Below are 19,677 nucleotides of genomic sequence, written 5' to 3'. Positions count from 1 at the left end.
TTATAACTTTTTCAATTCAAAATGTTATAAAAAACAAAACCTCGAATAAATCGAGGTTTTAAGGTATATCTAAATTCTATTTATTTAATACTTGGCACTAGTATAATTTCATTCGCATCTGCCAGGTAATCTACTCCTTCGAATCCAAATCCAAATAAATTTAAGAAATCTTGTTTGTAACCAGCTAAATCTCCTAATTCTACTAATGTTTCTGTTGTAGATGCTAACCATAATTTGGCAATTCTTTCTTGTACATCAGCTCTCATTTCCCAATCATCAATACGGATTCTTCCTTTATCATCAGTAGGAACAGCATTTCCTGTATACAATCGATCTGCATATAAACGTTGGATTTGCTCTATACAACCTTCGTGAATTCCATCTGCTTTCATGATTTTATATAACAATGAAATATATAATGGAATTACTGGAATTGCCGAACTAGCTTGCGTAACTAATGCTTTATTAACTGAAACATATCCTTTTCCGTTAAGGTCTTTTAATTTATCTGTAATTTCAAAAGCAGTCGCTTCTAAATGATCTTTGGCACGACCAATTGTTCCTTTTCTGTAAACCGCTTCAGTTACTTCTGGTCCTATGTAAGAATAAGCAATCGTTGTTAATCCTTCCGCTAAAACTCCTGCTTCTTTCATTGCATCAATCCACATTGCCCAATCTTCACCACCCATTACTGTAACGGTGTTTGCAATATCTTCTTCATTCGCTGGTTCAATCGAAACTTGTGTTACATTTCCTGTGTGAAAATCAACTGTTTTATTTGTAAAAGTACTACCAATTGGTTTCAAAGTAGAACGATGTAAAACACCTGTTACTGGATGTTGACGCACTGGAGAAGCTAAACTATAAATAATTAAATCAACCTGACCTAAATCAGCTTTAATCATGTCTATTGTTTGTTGCTTCACTTCGTTAGAGAATGCATCACCATTAATACTTTTTGCATATAAACCAGCTTTTGTAGCTTCTTGTTCAAAAGCAGCTGAGTTGTACCAACCTGGAGATGCTGTTTTGCCTTCAGCAGGTGCTTTTTCAAAAAATACACCAATAGTAGCTGCATCTGAACCAAAAGCACTTGTAATTCTTGAAGCCATACCAAAACCTGTTGAAGCTCCAATAACAAGTACTCGCTTAGGTCCGTTTATTTTTCCTTTAGACTTTACATATTCAATTTGATTTTTTACATTTTGCTCACAACCTTTTGGATGGGCTGTTAAACAAATAAATCCTCTCATTCTTGGTTCTATAATCATCTTATTCTATTTTTAATATGGTTTGTTGTCGTTAAATTGGTAAACAAAAGTACTTTAAAAAAATTAATTCAACAAAGCTTTTGCATGTTGTAAAGCCGATTCTGTAATCTCTTTTCCTGAAAGCATTTCTGCAATTTGTTGGATTCTTTCTTCTGCAGTTAACAAATTTAATTCTGATATAGTTGTTTCGCCTTGATTTCGCTTTGAAACTTTATAATGCGAACTTCCTTTTGCTGCTATTTGAGGTAAATGAGTAATAGCAAATACTTGCATGGTTTTGCTCATTTCTTTCATTATTTCTCCCATTTTTATTGCAATTTCTCCCGAAACTCCAGTGTCAATCTCATCAAAAATAATTGTTGGGAGTTTTGAATAATTGGCTAAAATGGCTTTTATAGCTAACATAATTCTTGACATTTCTCCTCCGGAAGCTACTTTTTTCAATAAACCAAAACTAGTTCCTTTATTCGCTGAAAATAGTAAAACCACTTCATCTTTTCCTTTTGGATAATATGAATTGGTATGATTGATTTCAATTTGAAAATTAGCTTCAACCATTCCTAATTGCGATAAAATTGTTCTTATTTTTTCAATTAAAATTGGTGCCGTTTTTTTTCTATTTTCAGAAACTAATTTTGCTATTTCATCAACTTGTATTTGTTGTTTATTTAATTCTGATTCCAACTTATAAATAGCTCCGTCCAAATCATCAACACGAATTACTTTTGCATCTAATTCGTCCTGGATTAACAGTAATTCTGATACAGTTTGTACTTGGTGTTTCTTCTGTAAATTATAAATAGACTGTAATTTGGTGGTAACTAATTCTAATCGTTCTGGATCAGCTAAAATCTTTTCATTACTTTGTTCGCACTCCGAAATAATATCTTCTATTTCAAGCAAACTACTCGTTAAGCGTTCTTGTAATTGTGAATATAGATTAGAAAAAGTAGCAATTTTTTGAAGTGAAATTTTAATTTCTTTCAAATTCATTAAAGCCCCAACTTGCTCTTCGTTTGCAATAGCTGAAATTCTTTCAAGATTTTCTTTTATAAATTCAACATTGCTCAATTGTTCTAATTCTTGTTCTAAATCTTCTTGTTCGCCATTTGCTAAATTGGCTGCTAAAAGTTCGTTTAACAAATACGAATTGTATTCATATTCCTTAACTAGAGCTTCTTTTTCAGCAACTAATTGTTTTAGTTCTTTTTGTGTAGCTTTAAAATCAGATAAAGCATTTTTATAAGAAATAACTATACTTCCGTTATTGGCAACAGCATCTAAAATATCAATTTGGTAATTTTCTTCTGTTAATTCTCGTGTTTGATGTTGCGAATGAATATCTAACAACATAGCTCCTAATTCTTGTAATTCTTGCAAATTTACAGGACTATCATTAACAAAAGCACGCGATTTTCCGGTAGGTAATATTTCTCTTCTTATGATTGTTTTATCTTCATAATCCATGTCGTTTTCATCAAAAAAAGACTGAAGATTGTAATTTGAGATTGAAAATTGAGCTTCAATAATACATTTTTGCTCTTTATCTTTCAAAGAAGTTAAATCGGCTCTATTACCTAAAACCAAACCTAAAGCACCGAGTAATATCGATTTTCCGGCACCAGTTTCACCAGTAATAACGGAAAATTGGTTAGAAAAATCGGTTTCCAGAGATTCTATTAAAGCATAATTTTTTATAGAAAGAGAAAGTAACATAAATAATAGATTCTAATAAATTATTATTTAATTTGACTCCATTTTTGAGAATTCAACGGAGATATTCTATTTAAAGTTACAAGTAAAGGCGCTACATCAACATTTGGTCCTCCACTAAAAATAGATACAATTTCGTCTGTTTTTGCATCAAAAAATGTTCTAGTCAATAAAGCATTAGGTCTAACTTTTTGAACTTCTGCCAAAGCATTAATTCCTTTAATTACACCTTCTTTACCTTTTTTAATATCTTGCTCCATTATATCTAATCCTAGTCTGTGATATTGATAAAGAGCTCGTCTAAAAGGCGTAAATGTATTTGACAACATATCTGAAATTAAAAAATTTCTATTATTATTGTTTCCTTCAGATTGGCTCCATCCTTTATATCCACTTGTTTGCGCTACATTAACTATGTTTGATGCGATTTGAAGATATTCCGTTCCTCCTAATTCTGAAAAAGAATCTTGATCTAATCCAATTATCAAGTTAGAATAAAAGGCTAAAACAGAAACTAAGTTAGAATTAAATGAGTTTTGATCGTAAATTAAATTTTCAAACTCTATAAATCTAAATGTAAAATTTTTATCATTTATATTTAATATTGGAGATGATAAACTTGAATTGTAAACAGGTCTAGAAGATTGCACTTGTAATGTAGCTTCAAAATTATTGGAGCCATAAGTATTTACGTTTATAAAAAAATTGCAATCAACCTTTTCAACATCCGTATATTCTTTCGTAGTCCATTTAGTGGTATTTAAAAATTCTTTAACCTGAGTTTCAAGATTTTTAAATAATTGTGGATTTCCATTTGCTACTTGTTGATAATTTACAGAAACTGTTGCATTTAGTTCTTGTGAAAACACATTAACTATTGCAAACAAGAAAACCACTACTACTAATATTTTACGCATCATAAAATTGAATTATTTTATTTATAATATCTTGAGCCACTTCTTCTTTTGATTTTAATTCTTTAGGTTCTACAACAAAGTCTTTAGAAATAAAAGTAACTTTGTTCGTAGGAAATCCAAAACCAGCTCCTTTATCATTTAAAGAATTTAAAACTATCAAATCTAAGTTTTTTTTCTGGATTTTTTGCTTTGCATGTTCAATTTCATTTTCAGTTTCTAGTGCAAAACCAATCAAAAACTGATTTTTCTTTTGTTCACCAAGGGAAGCTAAAATATCTTTTGTTTTTTCCAACTCAATTGAAAACGTAACATCGCTCTTTTTTATTTTCTGATTGGCCACATTTTTTGGTCGATAATCCGCAACAGCAGCAGCTGCAATAGCCACATCAACAGAATTAAAATACTCGTTACAAACATCAAACATATCTTGAGCCGATGTTACACGAATTAAATTAATAGAAGAATTTATCGTTTTTAAATGTGTAGGTCCAGAAACTAATATTACTTCGGCCCCTTTATTAGCTGCCTCATTAGCAATATCAAATCCCATTTTACCAGAAGAATGATTCCCAATAAAACGAACAGGATCAATAGCTTCATAAGTTGGCCCAGCAGTAACCAGTATTTTTTTCCCTTTTAAAGGTAATTTTTCTAAAAGGTCATTTTCTAAAAATGTTAGAATATTCTCAGGTTCTGCCATTCTACCCTCACCAGATAGACCACTGGCTAATTCCCCATTTTCAGCAGGAATTATAATATTACCGAAAGATTTTAACTTATGAAAACTATCTAAAGTGGATGGATGTTTGTACATATCCAAATCCATTGCAGGAGCAAAATAAACCGGACATTTAGCAGAAAGATAGGTTGCAATAAGTAAGTTATCGCAATTTCCATTTGCCATTTTAGAAAGTGTATTAGCAGTTGCAGGAGCAATTACCATTAAATCGGCCCATAATCCCAGTTCTACATGATTATTCCACTCCCCTGTTGCTTCTTCTTCGTTATAAAAAGTAGAATAAACGGGGTTTTTAGAAAGTGTAGCTAAGGTTAGTGGGGTAACAAAATGCAAAGAAGCAGGCGACATTACAACTTGTACTTGTGCACCTGCTTTTATAAATAATCTAACCAAATTGGCTGTTTTATATGCAGCTATACCACCAGATATTCCTAGTAAGATTTTTTTACCGCTTAAAACAGACATGTTGATTTATTTAGAGTCTCTGTAATAAATTTTACCTTCTTCCCACTCTTGTACTGCTAAAGCATGTGGTTTAGGTAATTTTTCATAGAATTTTGAAACTTCAATTTGTTCTTTGTTTTCAAAAACTTCTTCTAAACTATCATTATATGTTGCAAACTCTTCTAATTTTTCAATCAACTCTTTTTTAATTTCAGTATTGATTTGATTAGCACGTTTTGACATGATAGTAATCGCTTCATAAATGTTTCCAGTAGGCTCTTCTAATTTACTTTTGTTATAAGTAATAGTATTTACAGGAGCATTTGTTTTCTTTAAATCCATGATTTACTTTTATTTAGTATATTTTTCTAATTCTTTTTCCACTTCAGCCAACATTTTATCGGCTTTTTCTTTGTATTCTGATTGTTCATTAAACTTTACCAAGTTAGCATAAGTTGATTTAGCATAACTTAAACGTTCTTGTTTTTTTAATTCAATACTATTAATTGCTAAATTGTAAGCAGAATCTAATCTGTAATACAAAGCTTGTTCTTTAAAAGGTGTTCCAGGATAATCAGCTAAGAAATTTTCCAAAGCTTTTAAAGCTCCTTTATAATCTGAAATTGTATTATATTGTTTTGCAATTTCAAATGCTTTTTTCTCTAACTTCTCTCTCAACTCTTTTACATAAACATTGGCTTGAGGTAAAAATTGAGAATCTGGATAAACATCTATAAAATGTTGCATTTTATCTAATGCCTTGCTTGTATCTGTTTGATCTAAACTATATTTTGGAGATAATTTATAAAAACACTCTGCTGCATAAAAAGCGGATTCTTCTCTTTTCTCACTTTTTGGATAAGTAGCAACAAAATTTTCTAATTGATAACCAGCTAAATAATATTGGTTTGATTTATATAAAGCCATAGAATAAAAGTAAAACATACGCTCAGCACTAGGTTTTCCTTTATAAGCCGGAGCAATTTGCTCATACAATCTAATAGCTTTTAAATACTTTCCTGATTCATACATTTTGTTTGCTGCTTCATTTTTCACTGCAACATCATCTGATTTTAAAGCCTTTTGATACTCACTACAAGAAATCAAAAAAAACGCAATAAAAAGGAAACTAATTACTTTATTCATTTATTTAAATTTAATCTTTCTTAAAATTCAACTTTTTTGAAGTCTAAAAAAGCAACTGCAAATTTAGACATTATTTGTTTACTACAAAAATCTTTTTTTAACTTAATTTATGTGTGAAATTATGCAATCTTGTTGCTAAATCTTCATTAACATTAACGAGCGGTAATCTTACTGTATTTTCAGACAAACCTAGTGCTTTAAACACTTCTTTAATTCCGCCAGGATTTCCTTGTTCAAAAATCATATCTATACTATCTGCCAACAAGTAATGTAATTTATAGGCTTCGTCTACTTTTCTTTGCAAGCCTAAACGCACCATTTCAGAGAATTCTTTTGGAAAACCTTCTCCAATTACAGAGATTACTCCTGCTCCACCAGCTAAAACCATTGGTAAAGTAATCATATCATCTCCAGAAATTACTAAAAATCCTTCTGGCTTATTTTGTATTAACTTCATTGCTTGCACAATATCTCCTGCTGCTTCTTTAATTCCAATAACATTTTTGAAATCATTTGCAATACGATTTACAGTTGAAGGCAACATATTACTTGCCGTTCTCCCTGGTACATTATATAAAATAACCGGAATTGGAGAAGCTTCTGCAACTGCTTTAAAATGTTGGTAAATTCCTTCTTGCGTTGGTTTATTATAATAAGGAGAAACAGACAAGATAGCAGAAAAATTAGAAAAATCTCTTGTTTTTAATTCATCTACAACTTTCATAGTATTGTTTCCACCAACTCCTAATACTAAAGGCAATTTTCCTGCATTTGCATTAACTATAGTATTGATTACCAATTCTTTTTCTTCTTGTGATAAAGTAGCAGATTCTGCCGTAGTTCCTAGAACCACTAAATATTCTACTCCACCTTCAATAACATGATTTACAATTCTAATTAACGCCTCAACATCAACCGAAAAATCTTTTTTAAACGGAGTAACTAAAGCAACACCAGTTCCTATAAATGATTGCATTTTATATTTTATTTAAAATTTTTAAATACTTAAAGAGTTCCAAAACGAATTCGTTAAAATTTTCGACAAGTGATTTTATTATAAAATGATTCACTCTTTTATCAACTGTATCAAACCCAACTTTAAACTTTGCCTTAGATTTTACTGATAATAATAAAAGTGAACTTTTAGAAACATCATAATAATTTAGTAATAAATCAAATGGCGTTTCAATAAAATCCTTTACTTCTGGTTTCGTTATTTCACCAGAAAGCGAAATATTTTTTATCGTTAAAAAAGGTTCATTTATTTCTTCTTTTTTCTTGATTTTATCTTTATAAACTAAAACAGAAATATTATTTGCATCTATTCCTTGAGAAACTATTCGTTCAATTAATTGGTTCGTTTCTGAAAAATAGGATTCATCAACTAAAATTCCAACTGTTATTACTTTTTCATTTGATGCAAAAGAATTTTCACTAGTTAATCGTTTAGTAACATTTTTTTTAAGAAAAAAGTTCTTTATTATATTATAAAACATAGTATTTTTACCTAATCTACAAATTTAAAATTTTAAACTTTTGTTATGCTTGTAAATGTAAAAAAGAATACAATATCTTTTCATTTTTTTGTTATATTATTAACATTTAACTTTATTATATCCTGCAAATCAGCATCTTCTTATCAAACCATTACAGTTGAAGGAAAAAAAATAGGAATTACTGATAAAAATGGAGAGAATGAAGCAATTGCTAGTTATGTAAAACCTTATGGCGAAAACATCAATAATGATTTAAATAGCGTTTTAGCTTATTGTCCTGAAACACAAGACAAAAGTAAAGGCGCTTGGCAAACAAACATTGGAAATTTATTAGCTGAAATTACATTTGAACTAGGAAATCCTATTTTTCTTAAAAGAGAAAACAAAAATATTGACATTTGTTTACTTAATCATGGTGGAATACGATCTGTAATTGCTAAAGGCAACGTCACTACAAGAACCGCATTTGAAGTAATGCCTTTTGAAAACAGTTTAATAATTGTAGGACTAACAGGAAAGGAAATAAAAACGTTAGCAGAATATATTATCAAGGAAAAGAAACCACATCCTTTGTATGGTATGAAAATCTATATTGATTCAACAAATTCAACTATAAATAAAATAGAAATTAACAACCAACCTGTAATTGAATCTCAACTATATTATGTAGCTACATCCGATTATTTAGCAAATGGTGGTGATAATATGACTTTTTTTAAAAACAGTACCATTAAGTTTGACATGGAATACAAACTTAGAAATATGTTAATTGACTATTTTAAAAAAGTAGATACAATTCCAAATATTACAACTGAAAAAATAATTTTAGAATAACACTTATAACAATGAAAAGAAGAGATTTTATCCAAAAAACAGCTGCTAGTTCTGCTTTACTTGGTTTAACCGGAATGAGTTTAAGTAGTTTTTCTAGCCCTGACACTAAAAAAATTACAATTCTACACACTAACGATGTTCATAGTCACATTGATCCATTTCCTGTAGATCATCCAAAAAATCCAAATATGGGTGGTGCTGCAAGAAGAGCTGCAATCATTGAAAACATTAGAAAAGAAGAAAAAAATGTTCTATTGTTAGATGCGGGCGATATATTTCAAGGAACACCTTATTTTAATTATTATGGTGGTGAATTAGAATTTAAACTAATGAGTATGATGCAATACGATTTGGCTACTATGGGAAACCATGATTTTGACAATGGTATTGATGGTTTTTATGCTCAATTACCTCATGCCAAATTTGATTTTGTATCTGCAAATTATGATTTTAAAAATACCATTTTACATGATATTGTAAAGCCTTATAAAATCATTATAAAAGATGGAATTAAAATAGGCATCTTTGGATTAGGAGTTCAATTAGATGGACTTGTAGATAAAAAACTTTATAAAGAAACAGTTTACAACAACCCTATTGAAGTTGCTCAAGACATGACAAAAATCCTAAAGGAAGAAAAAAAATGTGATTTAGTGATTTGTTTATCTCACCTAGGTTTTAAATACAAAAACGATCCAGAAAAACCAAGCGATATTATGCTAGCCAATAAAACAAAAAATATTGATTTGATAATTGGAGGTCATACCCATACTTTCTTAGACAAACCTGTTATTGAAAAAAACAGTGAAGGAAAAGAAGTTTTAATTAATCAAGTAGGATGCTTTGGAGTTAACTTAGGTAGAATCGATTTTTATTTATCAAACGATAAAAACCATCACAATCATACAAAGAATATTATCGTTTAAGATGTATTTCGCTATTCTATTTTAACTTCTTAAATGCGGATATAATTTCGTTCTGTAAACAAAATATCCAACATATAAATAATACGATAATTGTTGAGAAACCACATTAATTAGTTTTAGAGCCATGACATCTTTTGTACTTTTTGAAAAAATATAAAATAAATCAGAAATAATAAAAAATACAATCATTAAAACCATAAATGATATCGCTTTATTATTAAAATTAAACTGTATTAGAAAGCTAAGTAATCCCATAACAAGTAATAGAATTCCATATATAATATAAATACTAAACTCTATTTGAGATGTTTCATTTATAAAAGACAAAACATTATACAGCAAGTAAAATAAAAGCATTAGTATAATATAAAAAGAAATATTATTTACATCGTATTTTTTTATTTTTAGATAAAATAAAAAATCTTGTGCTAAAAAAAATGTAATGATTATATAAGGGATTCCAAAAAAGACTAAACTTGAAACTAAAAAATCATCTTGGTTAAGTAAAAACAAAATCTCACCTATAAAATAAGATAAAACTGAAAAAGTAAACAAATAACTAATTTTACCTTTTACACTAGTATAATAAAAATAATAGATTGAAGGAATGATAATTGGTTTACTAAAAAGTTCTAAATTATCACTTCCAATTAATACAGCTACAACATAAAGAAGAATAGCTGCAAAATAAAGAAATAAGGCCGAATTAACTTTAACCATCTATCATTTGTTTAAAATCGATTTCAGAAATTATAGCAATTTTTAACTGATTCGCTTTTTCTAGTTTTGAAGGTCCCATATTATCTCCTGCAATAACAAAATCTGTTTTTGATGAGATGGAACTTCCTACTTTTCCACCATTATCTTCAATGGATTTTTTGAGTTCATCTCGTGAATAAATTTCAAAAACACCTGATACTACGAATGTCTTTCCTTTTAGTTTTTCTGAAACCAAAACATCTTCTACATCTGATTCTAACTGAACTCCAAAACTCTTAAGCTTATCAATGATACGAATATTTTCTTGATTATCAAAGAATTGCATTACACTTTGAGCAATTTTATCACCAATTTCATCTACTAATATCAAATCCATAATACTCGCATTTGCAATTGCATCTATCGATTTATAATGTTTGGCTAATTTTTTTGCAACTGTTTCTCCTACATAACGAATTCCTAACGCATACAAAACACGTTCAAATGGAATCGTTTTTGATTTCTCGATTCCGTTAATTAAGTTATCTGCAGATTTTTCTGCCATGCGTTCTAACGGAATGATTTGCTCTTTTTTTAGTTCATACAAATCGGCATAATTCGTAACCAAACCTGCGTTGAACAACAAAGCAACCGTTTCTCCTCCCAAACCATCAATATCCATGGCTTTTCGAGTGATAAAATGCTGAATTCTTCCAATAATCTGAGGCGGACAGCCATAGAAATTCGGACAAAAATGATTCGCTTCGCCCTCGCTTCTAACTAATTCCGTTTGGCACTCAGGACAATGCGTGATGTATTTTGTAGGTTCTGCTTGATTTCCTCTTTTAGCAACAGCAATAATCTTCGGAATAATTTCGCCTCCTTTTTCAACAAAAACGTCATCGCCAATTCTAATATCCAATTTTTCAATTTGGTCGGCGTTGTGCAATGAAGCACGTTTTACAATCGTTCCCGCCAATTGCACTGGCTCTAAATTCGCCACTGGAGTAATAGCTCCTGTTCGCCCAACTTGATACGAAATCGAGTTTAATTTCGTAGTCACTTGTTCGGCTTTAAACTTATACGCCATTGCCCAACGTGGAGATTTTGCCGTATATCCTAATTCTTCTTGATGTTGTATATTATTGACTTTTATTACAACTCCATCCGTTTCATAAGGTAAATCGTGACGGTGTTTGTCCCAATAATTGATGTATTCAAAAACTTCATTAAGATTTTTTGCTAATTTAGATTGGGTTGGCACTTTAAATCCCCATTCTCTTGCTTTTTGCAAGCCTTCAAATTGCGTTTTAAAGGGTAAATTATTACCTATGACAAAATACAATAAACAATCTAACGGGCGCTTTGCGACTTCTGCACTGTCTTGTAATTTTAAACTTCCAGATGCCGTATTTCTTGGATTGGAATAAGGAGTTTCGCCAATTTCAATTAATTCTTGGTTCATTTTTTCAAATCCGGCAAACGGAAGAATAATTTCTCCACGAATATCAAATTTTTCAGGAAAATCGCCTTTTAAATGAATTGGAACCGCTTTTATTGTTTTTATATTATTAGTAACATCATCACCCTGAACTCCATCGCCACGGGTTACTGCTCTTACTAATCGACCATTTTCATACGAAATACTAATAGATGCTCCATCATATTTTAATTCACAAGTATATTCTAACGGAACATCACCTAAAACCTTTTGAATTCGGGTTTCCCAATCTTGTAAATCTTCAATTGAATAGGAATTATCCAACGAATACATGCGGTATTCATGTTTAATAGTCTCGAAATTTTTGGTCACCATTCCTCCTACTCTTTGAGTTGGCGAATTTTCATCAAAAAAATCAGGATTTTGTATTTCTAAATCTTGAAGCTGTTTTAGTTTTTGATCAAATTCAAAGTCAGAAATCGTAGGATTATCTAACACATAATAGTTGTAATTATGCTGGTTTAATTCTTCTCTTAAATTTTTAATAGTATCTAAAACGCTCATATTATTGATTGATTAAGCTATCTAACTTAGTAAACAATTCTCCTTTACTTATGATTCCACCTTGTTTGATAATTTCAAACAACGATTCATTTCTGTTTTCTGATAAGTCTTTCTTACCTCTTGTAATTTCTACTTCGTCGGAAAATAAATTATCAGATAACCAATGAATTCCATCAGCAGAAACAAAATCGATTTTTGGATTATTGGTTTTAATTACGAAAGAAAAAACCGCATTTTGCATACATTTAAAAAGGAAAATGTAATTTTTAGAAAAATGATCAATATGCGTCACATTTGTTAATGCTTTTTCCCAAATCATATCGGAAAAAATATCGATTTCTTGCTCGGCAACTTGTGGTTTATTTTGTTTAATTTCATCCCATTCCTTCTTATCTATCGATTGTGTCGCTAAAAAAGTAATAAATTCTGGATGTAACTCTTCTAATTGCTCTTTAGTTAATCTTGCGTACTTCATGTAGTAATTTTATAAAGTAAAGATAAAAAAAAAGCCCCGATAAAATCGGAGCTAATTTATATTTTAAGAAAAATTATGCTTTTTCACCTACGATTTCGTAAGCTAATTCAACGATAACATCTCTGTGTAATCTTACGTTTGCAGTATATTTACCTACACGTTTTACTACACCACTAGTAATGAATTTTCTATCAATTGAATGACCGTTAGCTTCTAAAGCTTCCACAATGTTAGCATTAGTAACAGAACCAAACAATTTATCACCACCTGCTTTAGCAGTAATTTTAATTTCTAAAGCTTTTAATGCTTCAGCTAAAGATTTAGCGTCTGCAACAACTTTAGCTTCTTTGTGCGCTTTTTGCTTTAAGTTTTCAGCTAAAACTTTTTTAGCAGAAGGAGTTGCTAAAATAGCAGCACCTTGAGGAATTAAGAAGTTACGTCCGTATCCGTTTTTTACAGTTACTACATCATCTTTAAATCCTAAATTTTGAACGTCTTGTTTTAAGATAAGTTCCATGTTGTTGTCCTTTTAATTAGAAGTTAGCCCGCCAATGGCGAAGCAACAACTATTTGTTAAATATTATTTTAATAAATCGGCCACGTATGGCATTAAAGCTAAGTGACGAGCTCTTTTAACAGCTACAGAAACTTTTCTTTGGTATTTTAATGAAGTACCTGTTAAACGTCTTGGTAAAATTTTACCTTGCTCGTTAACAAATTTCAATAAAAAATCTGCGTCTTTATAATCGATATATTTAATACCTGATTTTTTGAAACGACAATATTTTTTAGTTTTGTTTGTATCTATGTTTAAAGGCGTAAGATATCTGATATCTCCGTCTTTTTTACCTTTTGCAGATTGCTCTAATGTAGACATGATTAGTTTGATTTAGCTTTTAGTTTAACTCTTCTTCTTTCTGCCCAAGAAATTGCATGTTTGTCTAAAGACACAGTTAAGAAACGCATAACACGCTCGTCACGACGAAATTCAGTTTCAAATGCAATAATAATTTCAGCTGGCGCTTTGAATTCGAATAAGTGATAAAATCCACTTTTCTTGTGTTGAATTTCGTAAGCTAATTTTTTTAAGCCCCAATCTTCTTTCGATACCATCTCAGACCCTTTAGAAGTAAGAAAATCTTCAAACTTGCTTACTGTTTCCTTTACCTGTTGTTCAGATAAAACGGGATTCAAGATGAAAACAGTTTCATAATGATTCATAATCTTTATATTTATTGTTATAAAATTGGGTGCAAAAATAGTACTTTTATTTGAATAAACAAACCCTTAACAGAGTTATTTTTTTACTTAAAACTTGTTAAATGTAAATTATTTTATTATTTTTATCGATACTTTAAAAAATATAAGCCCATGAAGTTGAATTGTATTGTTGTAGATGATAGTTCCATTCAAAGAATTACCATTACCAAATTAGTAAACGAATCAACATTTTTAAATTTAGTAGGAGATTTTGCGAATGCTCTTGAAGCAAAGAATTGCATTAACAACAATTCAATAGACTTAATATTCTTAGACATAGAAATGCCCTTAATTAATGGGTTTGACCTTTTAGACGGACTAAAAACAAAACCTCAAATTATATTTATCACTTCAAAAGCCGACTATGCTGTAAAGGCATTTGACTATGAAGCAACTGATTTTCTTCAAAAACCTATTTCAAAAGAACGTTTTATTAAAGCCGTAAAAAAAGCCACTGAATTGCACTCTCTTCGTTATGAAAACCATGAAGAAAATGGAGATAGTATTGTTATTAAAAGCAATTTAAAAAAACTAAAAATATTTGTTTCAAAAATTAAATGGGTTGAAGCTTATGGCGATTACATTAAAATTGTAACAGATGAAGAAAGTCATTTAGTACTCTCTACAATGAAAGGATTTGAAAAAGAATTACCTGAAGGCAAATTTATTCGAGTTCATAAATCATACATTATTAATTTAGATCGTGTGGAAAAATTCAATAGTAAGTTTGCTGAAATTGGAACCACTAAAATTCCATTAAGCAGAAACAAAAAGGAAGAAATTACTAAAGCAATAGAAAACGCTTAATTTAATACACATCTACATTTATCGTAATTTTAATAGAACGATACTGCGCAATAGCTTCAAAACTATTGCGCATTTTATTTATAATCGATTTGGTTTGTCCTAAATTTGAGTTTACAGGAATTTTAACCATAATGGTTCTAATATATTCATTACGAATTCTATTAATTGCTGGTTCTTCTGGCCCTAATACAGGAATTGGCAAACTTTGCACTAATACGTTATAAAACCAAAGCGAACCTTCTTTTAATTTATCAAAATCACGGTGTTTTAGTGTTAATTTAATCAAGCGATAAAATGGTGGGTATTTAAAATTTTGACGTTCGTAAATTTGTTCTTTATACATTGCCGCATAATCATTACCCAAAACCTGCTGAATAGTATTATGATACGGATTATAAGTCTGAATTAATACTTTTCCTTTTTTTTCTGAACGCCCTGCCCTGCCCGAAACCTGTGTCATCATCTGAAACGCTCTTTCATAAGCTCTAAAATTAGGCTGGTTTAATAAATTATCTGCATTAAGAATCCCCACTAAAGTAACATTATCAAAATCCAATCCTTTTGCTAACATTTGAGTTCCTACTAAAATATCAATTTCTCTATTTTTAAAGGAATCAATTATTTTTTCAAAACCAAACTTTCCGCGTGTTGTATCTTGATCCATTCTTCCAATATTTTTCTCTGGAAAAAGGGTTTTCAATTCCATTTCTATCTGTTCTGTTCCAAATCCTTTCGTAGTTAAATCTACTGACTGACAACTGTGACAATGTGTAGGATTTGAAATAGAATAACCGCAATAATGACAACGTAATTGGTTTTTAAACTTATAATAGGTTAAACTTACATCGCAACTTGGACAATGCGGCACATGTCCACACGTCATACATTCTACATAAGGCGAAAATCCTCTTCTATTTTGAAACAATATTACTTGCTCTCCGTTAGAAATGGTTTCTGAAATGGTTTCTAATAGTTCATCTGAAAAATGACCGGTCATTTTTTTTCTGAAATATTTATCTTTTATATCAATTAACAAAATTTCAGGTAAAACTACATTTCCGTAGCGCACTTTTAATTCGGTTAAACTATACTTTTTAGACTGCACATTATGATACGTTTCTAAACTTGGCGTAGCACTCCCTAAAACCACTTTTGCTCCGTGTTGCTTTGCTAATACAATTGCCGCATCTCTTGCATGATATCTTGGCGCTGGATCGTGTTGTTTATAAGTTTGCTCATGCTCTTCATCAACAATAATACATCCTAAATTTGAAAACGGAAGAAACAAAGCACTTCGAACACCAATAACTACTTTTGCTTTTGGTGAATTTTCTAAAACCTGATTCCAAACTTCTATTCGTTCATTATTAGAATATTTGGAATGAAAAACAGCTACTTCATTACCAAAATAGGCAGTTAATCGTTGAACCAATTGAGTAGTTAATGCAATTTCTGGCAATAAGAGTAATACTTGCTTTTCTTGTTGCATGTATTTTTCTAAAAGCTTAATATATATTTCCGTTTTGCCCGATGCCGTAACTCCTTGTAAAAGTGTAACATCAAACGATTGTAAATTTTCTTGAATACTTTGAAAAGCTTTTTGTTGGGCTTCGCTTAGTTCAAAAGCAGCATTGTCTTTTTTATCAAACACAACTCTATCTTGCGCAATATGATATTCTTCAAAAATAGCTTTATCTACTAATGACTTTATTATAGAAGAAGAACTACCAGAAGTTGCAAGTAGTTTTTTTACTGAAATTGGATTTTTATCTTGGGCTTGTAATTGAAAATAATGCAAAACTAATTCGCGTTGTTTTTTAGCTTTTGATAAAACATCTAACAATGCCATTAATTTATCTTGTTGCAAAAACTCGTCATGTAATTTTAAGTAGCGAACCAATTTAGGCTTATATTGTTCTGAGATTTCTTCCTGTAAAACCAATGCTCCTTTTGCCAAAAGCTTATTTATAATAGGAAAAACAGTTTTCTTTCCTAAAATCTTAATTACATCTTGAATCGTAATTGAAGATTGACTTTTTAAAGCTTCTAAAATTAAATATTCATCATCTTTTAAACCCTCCGATGAAACTTCATGATTTTCTTTTGCAGAAATAATTGTTTCGCTTTCTAAAATATATCCAGAAGGCAATGCACTTCTATACACTTCACCTAAAGAGCACATATAGTAAGATGCTATCCATTTCCAATGTGTTATTTGAAATGAATTTACAACAGGTTTTTCATCTAAAATTTGGTGTATTTCTTTTGCTTGATATAATTGTGGAGGAATATTATTTTTATCTAATACTAATGCCGTATACATTTTTGTTTTACCAAAAGGCACAGCAACTCTCATTCCCACTTGAATGTAGTTAAACTCAGCTTCTGAAACCTGATAAGTAAAGGTTTTAGAAACCGCCAACGGCAATACAACTTCTATGAAATACAACATAAAGCAAATATAGTTTGAAAAAAGAGAAAAGAAAATAGAAACTATTACAAAAAAAGCGCTCTCAATTGAGAACGCTTTCATTTATATTATGTGCTTGGATTTATTTTCCTAACATTCCATCTTTTAAATCTTTATCTGCTGGTTTATCACATAACCAAATTCCAAATAAAGCCTTTTTAAAATCATGTCCGTCAATAGTACCTTTTTTAACTCCGTTTTTATATACAACAACGCCTTCGCTTGGTACATTCATAATAATAAACACATCTCCTTTTTTAATTTCATCTTTAAAGAATCCTTTAAATTTGTCAATTTTAGCTTTTAAAGCAGCTGTATTTTTATTAGTAGAATTTTCAAACCCTTCATTAATTGCTGAAATCATTTTATCAGAAGTAATCATTCCTGAAATGATATTTAATTTTATGGCAGCAGCATCTTTACTATCCATAATATCTTTTGCACTCGAACTCTTTTTTGGAAGATACAATGAACCAACATATAAATCGATCCACATTTTTTCTCTAGTTCCAGCACCATTTAAAACTAAATTTTGCCCGTCTAAAGCTAATTTAGCGTCAACTTTTACTCCTGAAACGGTTTGTTGTGCATTAACAGTCAAAGTAGTAGCAATAAGCACTAAAAATGTAATAATTTGTTTTTTCATAATAATTTGAATTAATTTTTGTTAAATATATAAATTTTTTCTTTTCAATTTTGAAATTGTAGCATTTAATTCAAACCCTAAAAGCAGAACCATGCAGTTGATCCAAATATAAAACATAAGTACAAGAAGCGTACCAATTGAACCATATAGTTCATTATATCGAGCAAATTTTTCTACATATACCCCAAAAATATAAGATGAAAGTATAATTAAAATTGTAGTTAAAACAGCTCCATAACTGATAAATGAGATTTTTGAAGTTTCTTTAGCTCCAAATTTATATAGTATAGATGTTGTAATTAGTATCATTAGAATAATAAAACCATAACGACTCCATTCTATTACAGAAACATCTGCAACATAACCATGAACATTAATTTTTTGGATCATAACCTCGGTTATTACAATTGCAGCAACTGTAATAATTAAAATTAAAGATAAAACTAATGATATAGCTAAAGAAATAAAATACTGTTTAAAAAACCCACGAGTTATGGTAATGTGAGCCGACATCTCAAATCCACCTAAAATGGCATTGATTCCATTTGTCATTAACAAAATAGATAATATAAAACCAGAAGAAAGCAAACCTTGGTGACTAGTACCCATAATATCTTTTAAAATCATTTCTATCGCCTCATAAGTATTTGGCGGAACTCCGTTTTCAACAAATTTTAAAAAATCGGCTTGAAAATTTTCTAACGGAATAAATGGAATTAAATTCAGAATAAATAAAGCAAAAGGAAATAATGCCATAAAAAAACTAAACGCAATAGCACTTGCTCTGTATGAAAAAGCACCTCTGAAAATTCCTAAAACATACATTTCTAAAATATCGTAAAGCGATAACCCTTCTAAAGATTTCAACTTTATGGCTTTTGCAAGTAAAACCAACTGCTTTATAACAGGAATTTTATTTAGTTTAATTTCTATTTCTTCCGACATAATTTAAATCGCTTTTAAACTTAAATCCATATTATAAACTGAATGCGTTAATGCACCAGAAGAAATATAATTCACCCCACATTCTGCATAATTGCGAATGGTTTTTTCATTAATGTTTCCTGAAGATTCCGTTAAAGATTGATTGCCAATCATATCTACCGCTTTCTTTGTCGTTTCGTAATCAAAATTATCTAAAAGAATACGAAAAACGCCACCAGCATCTAAAATTTGTTGCACTTCATCTAAATTTCTAGCTTCAACAATGATTTTTAAATCTTTATTATTATCTAATAAATATTGTTTGGTTTTTGCAATCGCTTGTGGAATTCCTCCAGCAAAATCGTTGTGATTATCTTTTAACATAATCATATCGTACAAAGCAAAACGATGATTTTCGCCTCCACCAATTTTTACTGCCCATTTTTCAATGGCACGAATTCCCGGTGTGGTTTTACGGGTATCTAAAATTTTGGTTTGCGTTCCTTCCAATAAATCAACAAACATTTTAGTTTTGGTGGCAATAGCACTCATTCGTTGCATTGAATTCAAAACCAAACGTTCAGCTTTTAAAATAGATTGCGAACTTCCAGAAACATGAAAAACAACATCACCATATTTTACTCTTTCACCATCATTGATAAAAGTTTCCACTTGCAAATCTTTATCCACGTAATAGAAAATCATTTTAGCAAATGCTACTCCAGCAATAATTCCTTCGTCTTTTACTAACAACTTTGCTTTTCCTTGTGCTAAAGCTGGAATACAAGCCAACGAACTATGGTCGCCATCTCCAACATCTTCACGAATAGCATTGCTAATAATTAATTCTAATTCATTTTGAAATTGCGCTTCTGAAATCATCCTTTATATATTGAATGGCTAAT

General features: G+C 30.1%; 21 protein-coding genes. 3 read left to right on the top strand and 18 right to left on the bottom strand.

What is annotated here, in order from left to right:
* Positions 1 to 80: 80 nt before the first annotated feature.
* The 8 genes from fabV to GFJ99_RS07860 all read right to left on the bottom strand — a co-directional run bounded on the left by fabV (position 81) and on the right by GFJ99_RS07860 (position 7,726).
* Positions 81 to 1,271, bottom strand: a complete 1,191-nt coding sequence (gene fabV / locus GFJ99_RS07895; protein WP_153208266.1) for an enoyl-ACP reductase FabV — start codon at positions 1,269 to 1,271, stop codon at positions 81 to 83.
* Positions 1,272 to 1,334: 63 nt separating this feature from the next.
* Positions 1,335 to 2,987: a DNA repair protein RecN gene (gene recN / locus GFJ99_RS07890; protein ID WP_153208265.1), complete on the bottom strand. Its 1,653-nt coding sequence runs from the start codon at positions 2,985 to 2,987 to the stop codon at positions 1,335 to 1,337.
* Positions 2,988 to 3,010: 23 nt separating this feature from the next.
* Positions 3,011 to 3,904, bottom strand: coding sequence for a DUF4835 family protein (locus GFJ99_RS07885; RefSeq protein WP_153208264.1), 894 nt, complete (start codon positions 3,902 to 3,904; stop codon positions 3,011 to 3,013).
* Positions 3,894 to 5,105 carry a bifunctional phosphopantothenoylcysteine decarboxylase/phosphopantothenate--cysteine ligase CoaBC gene (gene coaBC, locus GFJ99_RS07880; protein WP_153208263.1) on the bottom strand — a complete coding sequence of 404 codons (1,212 nt, stop codon included), beginning with the start codon at positions 5,103 to 5,105 and terminating at the stop codon, positions 3,894 to 3,896. The genes GFJ99_RS07885 and coaBC overlap by 11 nt, the downstream gene beginning before the upstream one ends.
* 6 nt (positions 5,106 to 5,111) lie before the next feature.
* Entirely contained in the window at positions 5,112 to 5,426 is a 315-nt protein-coding gene (locus GFJ99_RS07875; protein WP_008253630.1) for a DNA-directed RNA polymerase subunit omega, read from the bottom strand.
* Positions 5,427 to 5,435: 9 nt separating this feature from the next.
* Positions 5,436 to 6,230: an outer membrane protein assembly factor BamD gene (locus tag GFJ99_RS07870; protein ID WP_153208262.1), complete on the bottom strand. Its 795-nt coding sequence runs from the start codon at positions 6,228 to 6,230 to the stop codon at positions 5,436 to 5,438.
* Positions 6,231 to 6,327: 97 nt separating this feature from the next.
* Positions 6,328 to 7,206 (bottom strand): 4-hydroxy-tetrahydrodipicolinate synthase, encoded by an 879-nt coding sequence (gene dapA / locus GFJ99_RS07865; RefSeq protein ID WP_153208261.1) that lies wholly within the window; start codon positions 7,204 to 7,206, stop codon positions 6,328 to 6,330.
* A 1-nt stretch (position 7,207) separates the two neighbouring features.
* Positions 7,208 to 7,726 (bottom strand): hypothetical protein, encoded by a 519-nt coding sequence (locus tag GFJ99_RS07860; protein WP_153208260.1) that lies wholly within the window; start codon positions 7,724 to 7,726, stop codon positions 7,208 to 7,210.
* A 45-nt stretch (positions 7,727 to 7,771) separates the two neighbouring features.
* Here GFJ99_RS07860 and GFJ99_RS07855 point away from each other — a divergent pair, with 45 nt between their 5' ends.
* Together GFJ99_RS07855 and GFJ99_RS07850 are read left to right on the top strand one after the other, a co-directional pair.
* Entirely contained in the window at positions 7,772 to 8,560 is a 789-nt protein-coding gene (locus tag GFJ99_RS07855; RefSeq protein WP_153208259.1) for a 5'-nucleotidase C-terminal domain-containing protein, read from the top strand.
* Positions 8,561 to 8,571: 11 nt separating this feature from the next.
* The gene (locus GFJ99_RS07850; RefSeq protein WP_153208258.1) at positions 8,572 to 9,486 is read left to right on the top strand and encodes a bifunctional UDP-sugar hydrolase/5'-nucleotidase; all 915 of its coding nucleotides are present in this window, start codon (positions 8,572 to 8,574) and stop codon (positions 9,484 to 9,486) included.
* Positions 9,487 to 9,507: 21 nt separating this feature from the next.
* Here the strand turns inward: GFJ99_RS07850 and GFJ99_RS07845 are convergent, their stop codons facing one another.
* From GFJ99_RS07845 to rpsF, 6 genes are all read right to left on the bottom strand, one after another.
* Complete coding sequence (locus GFJ99_RS07845) at positions 9,508 to 10,206, bottom strand: hypothetical protein (protein WP_153208257.1); 699 nt, start codon at positions 10,204 to 10,206, stop codon at positions 9,508 to 9,510.
* Positions 10,199 to 12,190: an NAD-dependent DNA ligase LigA gene (gene ligA, locus GFJ99_RS07840; protein ID WP_153208256.1), complete on the bottom strand. Its 1,992-nt coding sequence runs from the start codon at positions 12,188 to 12,190 to the stop codon at positions 10,199 to 10,201. The genes GFJ99_RS07845 and ligA overlap by 8 nt, the downstream gene beginning before the upstream one ends.
* Position 12,191: 1 nt before the next feature.
* A complete protein-coding gene (locus tag GFJ99_RS07835; RefSeq protein ID WP_153208255.1) occupies positions 12,192 to 12,665 on the bottom strand; it encodes a DUF6495 family protein in 474 nt (157 codons plus the stop codon).
* A gap of 73 nt (positions 12,666 to 12,738) precedes the next feature.
* A complete protein-coding gene (gene rplI / locus GFJ99_RS07830) occupies positions 12,739 to 13,182 on the bottom strand; it encodes a 50S ribosomal protein L9 (protein ID WP_008253648.1) in 444 nt (147 codons plus the stop codon).
* A gap of 63 nt (positions 13,183 to 13,245) precedes the next feature.
* Positions 13,246 to 13,542, bottom strand: coding sequence for a 30S ribosomal protein S18 (gene rpsR / locus GFJ99_RS07825; RefSeq protein ID WP_008253655.1), 297 nt, complete (start codon positions 13,540 to 13,542; stop codon positions 13,246 to 13,248).
* 2 nt (positions 13,543 to 13,544) lie between these two features.
* Positions 13,545 to 13,886 (bottom strand): 30S ribosomal protein S6, encoded by a 342-nt coding sequence (gene rpsF / locus GFJ99_RS07820; RefSeq protein ID WP_008253663.1) that lies wholly within the window; start codon positions 13,884 to 13,886, stop codon positions 13,545 to 13,547.
* 150 nt (positions 13,887 to 14,036) lie between these two features.
* Here rpsF and GFJ99_RS07815 point away from each other — a divergent pair, with 150 nt between their 5' ends.
* On the top strand, positions 14,037 to 14,732 hold the full coding sequence (locus GFJ99_RS07815) for a LytTR family DNA-binding domain-containing protein (RefSeq protein WP_008253664.1): 696 nt from the start codon (positions 14,037 to 14,039) through the stop codon (positions 14,730 to 14,732).
* A 1-nt stretch (position 14,733) separates the two neighbouring features.
* Here GFJ99_RS07815 and priA read toward each other — a convergent pair whose 3' ends face one another.
* The 4 genes from priA to nadC form a co-directional block, all read right to left on the bottom strand.
* A complete protein-coding gene (gene priA, locus GFJ99_RS07810; protein ID WP_153208254.1) occupies positions 14,734 to 17,184 on the bottom strand; it encodes a primosomal protein N' in 2,451 nt (816 codons plus the stop codon).
* 100 nt (positions 17,185 to 17,284) lie between these two features.
* The gene (locus GFJ99_RS07805; RefSeq protein ID WP_008253667.1) at positions 17,285 to 17,848 is read right to left on the bottom strand and encodes a chalcone isomerase family protein; all 564 of its coding nucleotides are present in this window, start codon (positions 17,846 to 17,848) and stop codon (positions 17,285 to 17,287) included.
* Positions 17,849 to 17,869: 21 nt separating this feature from the next.
* The gene (locus tag GFJ99_RS07800; RefSeq protein ID WP_008253668.1) at positions 17,870 to 18,793 is read right to left on the bottom strand and encodes a YihY/virulence factor BrkB family protein; all 924 of its coding nucleotides are present in this window, start codon (positions 18,791 to 18,793) and stop codon (positions 17,870 to 17,872) included.
* Between the two features lie 3 nt (positions 18,794 to 18,796).
* Positions 18,797 to 19,654 carry a carboxylating nicotinate-nucleotide diphosphorylase gene (gene nadC / locus GFJ99_RS07795; protein ID WP_153208253.1) on the bottom strand — a complete coding sequence of 286 codons (858 nt, stop codon included), beginning with the start codon at positions 19,652 to 19,654 and terminating at the stop codon, positions 18,797 to 18,799.
* Between the last annotated feature and the right edge of the window lie 23 nt (positions 19,655 to 19,677).

This window comes from Flavobacterium sp. LMO6, assembly GCF_009495795.1.
Lineage (GTDB): Bacteria > Bacteroidota > Bacteroidia > Flavobacteriales > Flavobacteriaceae > Flavobacterium.
Note: the sequence above shows the minus strand (reverse complement) of the source record. Positions and strands in the feature narration are given on the sequence as shown.

What these genes read in the sequence shown, in the direction of transcription:
- GFJ99_RS07885 (WP_153208264.1), bottom strand. Translation starts at nt 3,904, where the DNA reads ATGATGCGTAAAATATTAGTAGTAGTGGTTTTCTTGTTTGCAATAGTT.
- coaBC (WP_153208263.1), bottom strand. Translation starts at nt 5,105, where the DNA reads ATGTCTGTTTTAAGCGGTAAAAAAATCTTACTAGGAATATCTGGTGGT.
- GFJ99_RS07870 (WP_153208262.1), bottom strand. Translation starts at nt 6,230, where the DNA reads ATGAATAAAGTAATTAGTTTCCTTTTTATTGCGTTTTTTTTGATTTCT.
- GFJ99_RS07850 (WP_153208258.1), top strand. Translation starts at nt 8,572, where the DNA reads ATGAAAAGAAGAGATTTTATCCAAAAAACAGCTGCTAGTTCTGCTTTA.
- rplI (WP_008253648.1), bottom strand. Translation starts at nt 13,182, where the DNA reads ATGGAACTTATCTTAAAACAAGACGTTCAAAATTTAGGATTTAAAGAT.
- rpsR (WP_008253655.1), bottom strand. Translation starts at nt 13,542, where the DNA reads ATGTCTACATTAGAGCAATCTGCAAAAGGTAAAAAAGACGGAGATATC.
- rpsF (WP_008253663.1), bottom strand. Translation starts at nt 13,886, where the DNA reads ATGAATCATTATGAAACTGTTTTCATCTTGAATCCCGTTTTATCTGAA.
- recN (WP_153208265.1), bottom strand. Translation starts at nt 2,987, where the DNA reads ATGTTACTTTCTCTTTCTATAAAAAATTATGCTTTAATAGAATCTCTG.
- dapA (WP_153208261.1), bottom strand. Translation starts at nt 7,206, where the DNA reads ATGCAATCATTTATAGGAACTGGTGTTGCTTTAGTTACTCCGTTTAAA.
- GFJ99_RS07855 (WP_153208259.1), top strand. Translation starts at nt 7,772, where the DNA reads ATGCTTGTAAATGTAAAAAAGAATACAATATCTTTTCATTTTTTTGTT.
- fabV (WP_153208266.1), bottom strand. Translation starts at nt 1,271, where the DNA reads ATGATTATAGAACCAAGAATGAGAGGATTTATTTGTTTAACAGCCCAT.
- GFJ99_RS07845 (WP_153208257.1), bottom strand. Translation starts at nt 10,206, where the DNA reads ATGGTTAAAGTTAATTCGGCCTTATTTCTTTATTTTGCAGCTATTCTT.
- ligA (WP_153208256.1), bottom strand. Translation starts at nt 12,190, where the DNA reads ATGAGCGTTTTAGATACTATTAAAAATTTAAGAGAAGAATTAAACCAG.
- GFJ99_RS07805 (WP_008253667.1), bottom strand. Translation starts at nt 17,848, where the DNA reads ATGAAAAAACAAATTATTACATTTTTAGTGCTTATTGCTACTACTTTG.
- GFJ99_RS07860 (WP_153208260.1), bottom strand. Translation starts at nt 7,726, where the DNA reads ATGTTTTATAATATAATAAAGAACTTTTTTCTTAAAAAAAATGTTACT.
- GFJ99_RS07835 (WP_153208255.1), bottom strand. Translation starts at nt 12,665, where the DNA reads ATGAAGTACGCAAGATTAACTAAAGAGCAATTAGAAGAGTTACATCCA.
- GFJ99_RS07800 (WP_008253668.1), bottom strand. Translation starts at nt 18,793, where the DNA reads ATGTCGGAAGAAATAGAAATTAAACTAAATAAAATTCCTGTTATAAAG.
- GFJ99_RS07815 (WP_008253664.1), top strand. Translation starts at nt 14,037, where the DNA reads ATGAAGTTGAATTGTATTGTTGTAGATGATAGTTCCATTCAAAGAATT.
- priA (WP_153208254.1), bottom strand. Translation starts at nt 17,184, where the DNA reads ATGTTGTATTTCATAGAAGTTGTATTGCCGTTGGCGGTTTCTAAAACC.
- GFJ99_RS07875 (WP_008253630.1), bottom strand. Translation starts at nt 5,426, where the DNA reads ATGGATTTAAAGAAAACAAATGCTCCTGTAAATACTATTACTTATAAC.
- nadC (WP_153208253.1), bottom strand. Translation starts at nt 19,654, where the DNA reads ATGATTTCAGAAGCGCAATTTCAAAATGAATTAGAATTAATTATTAGC.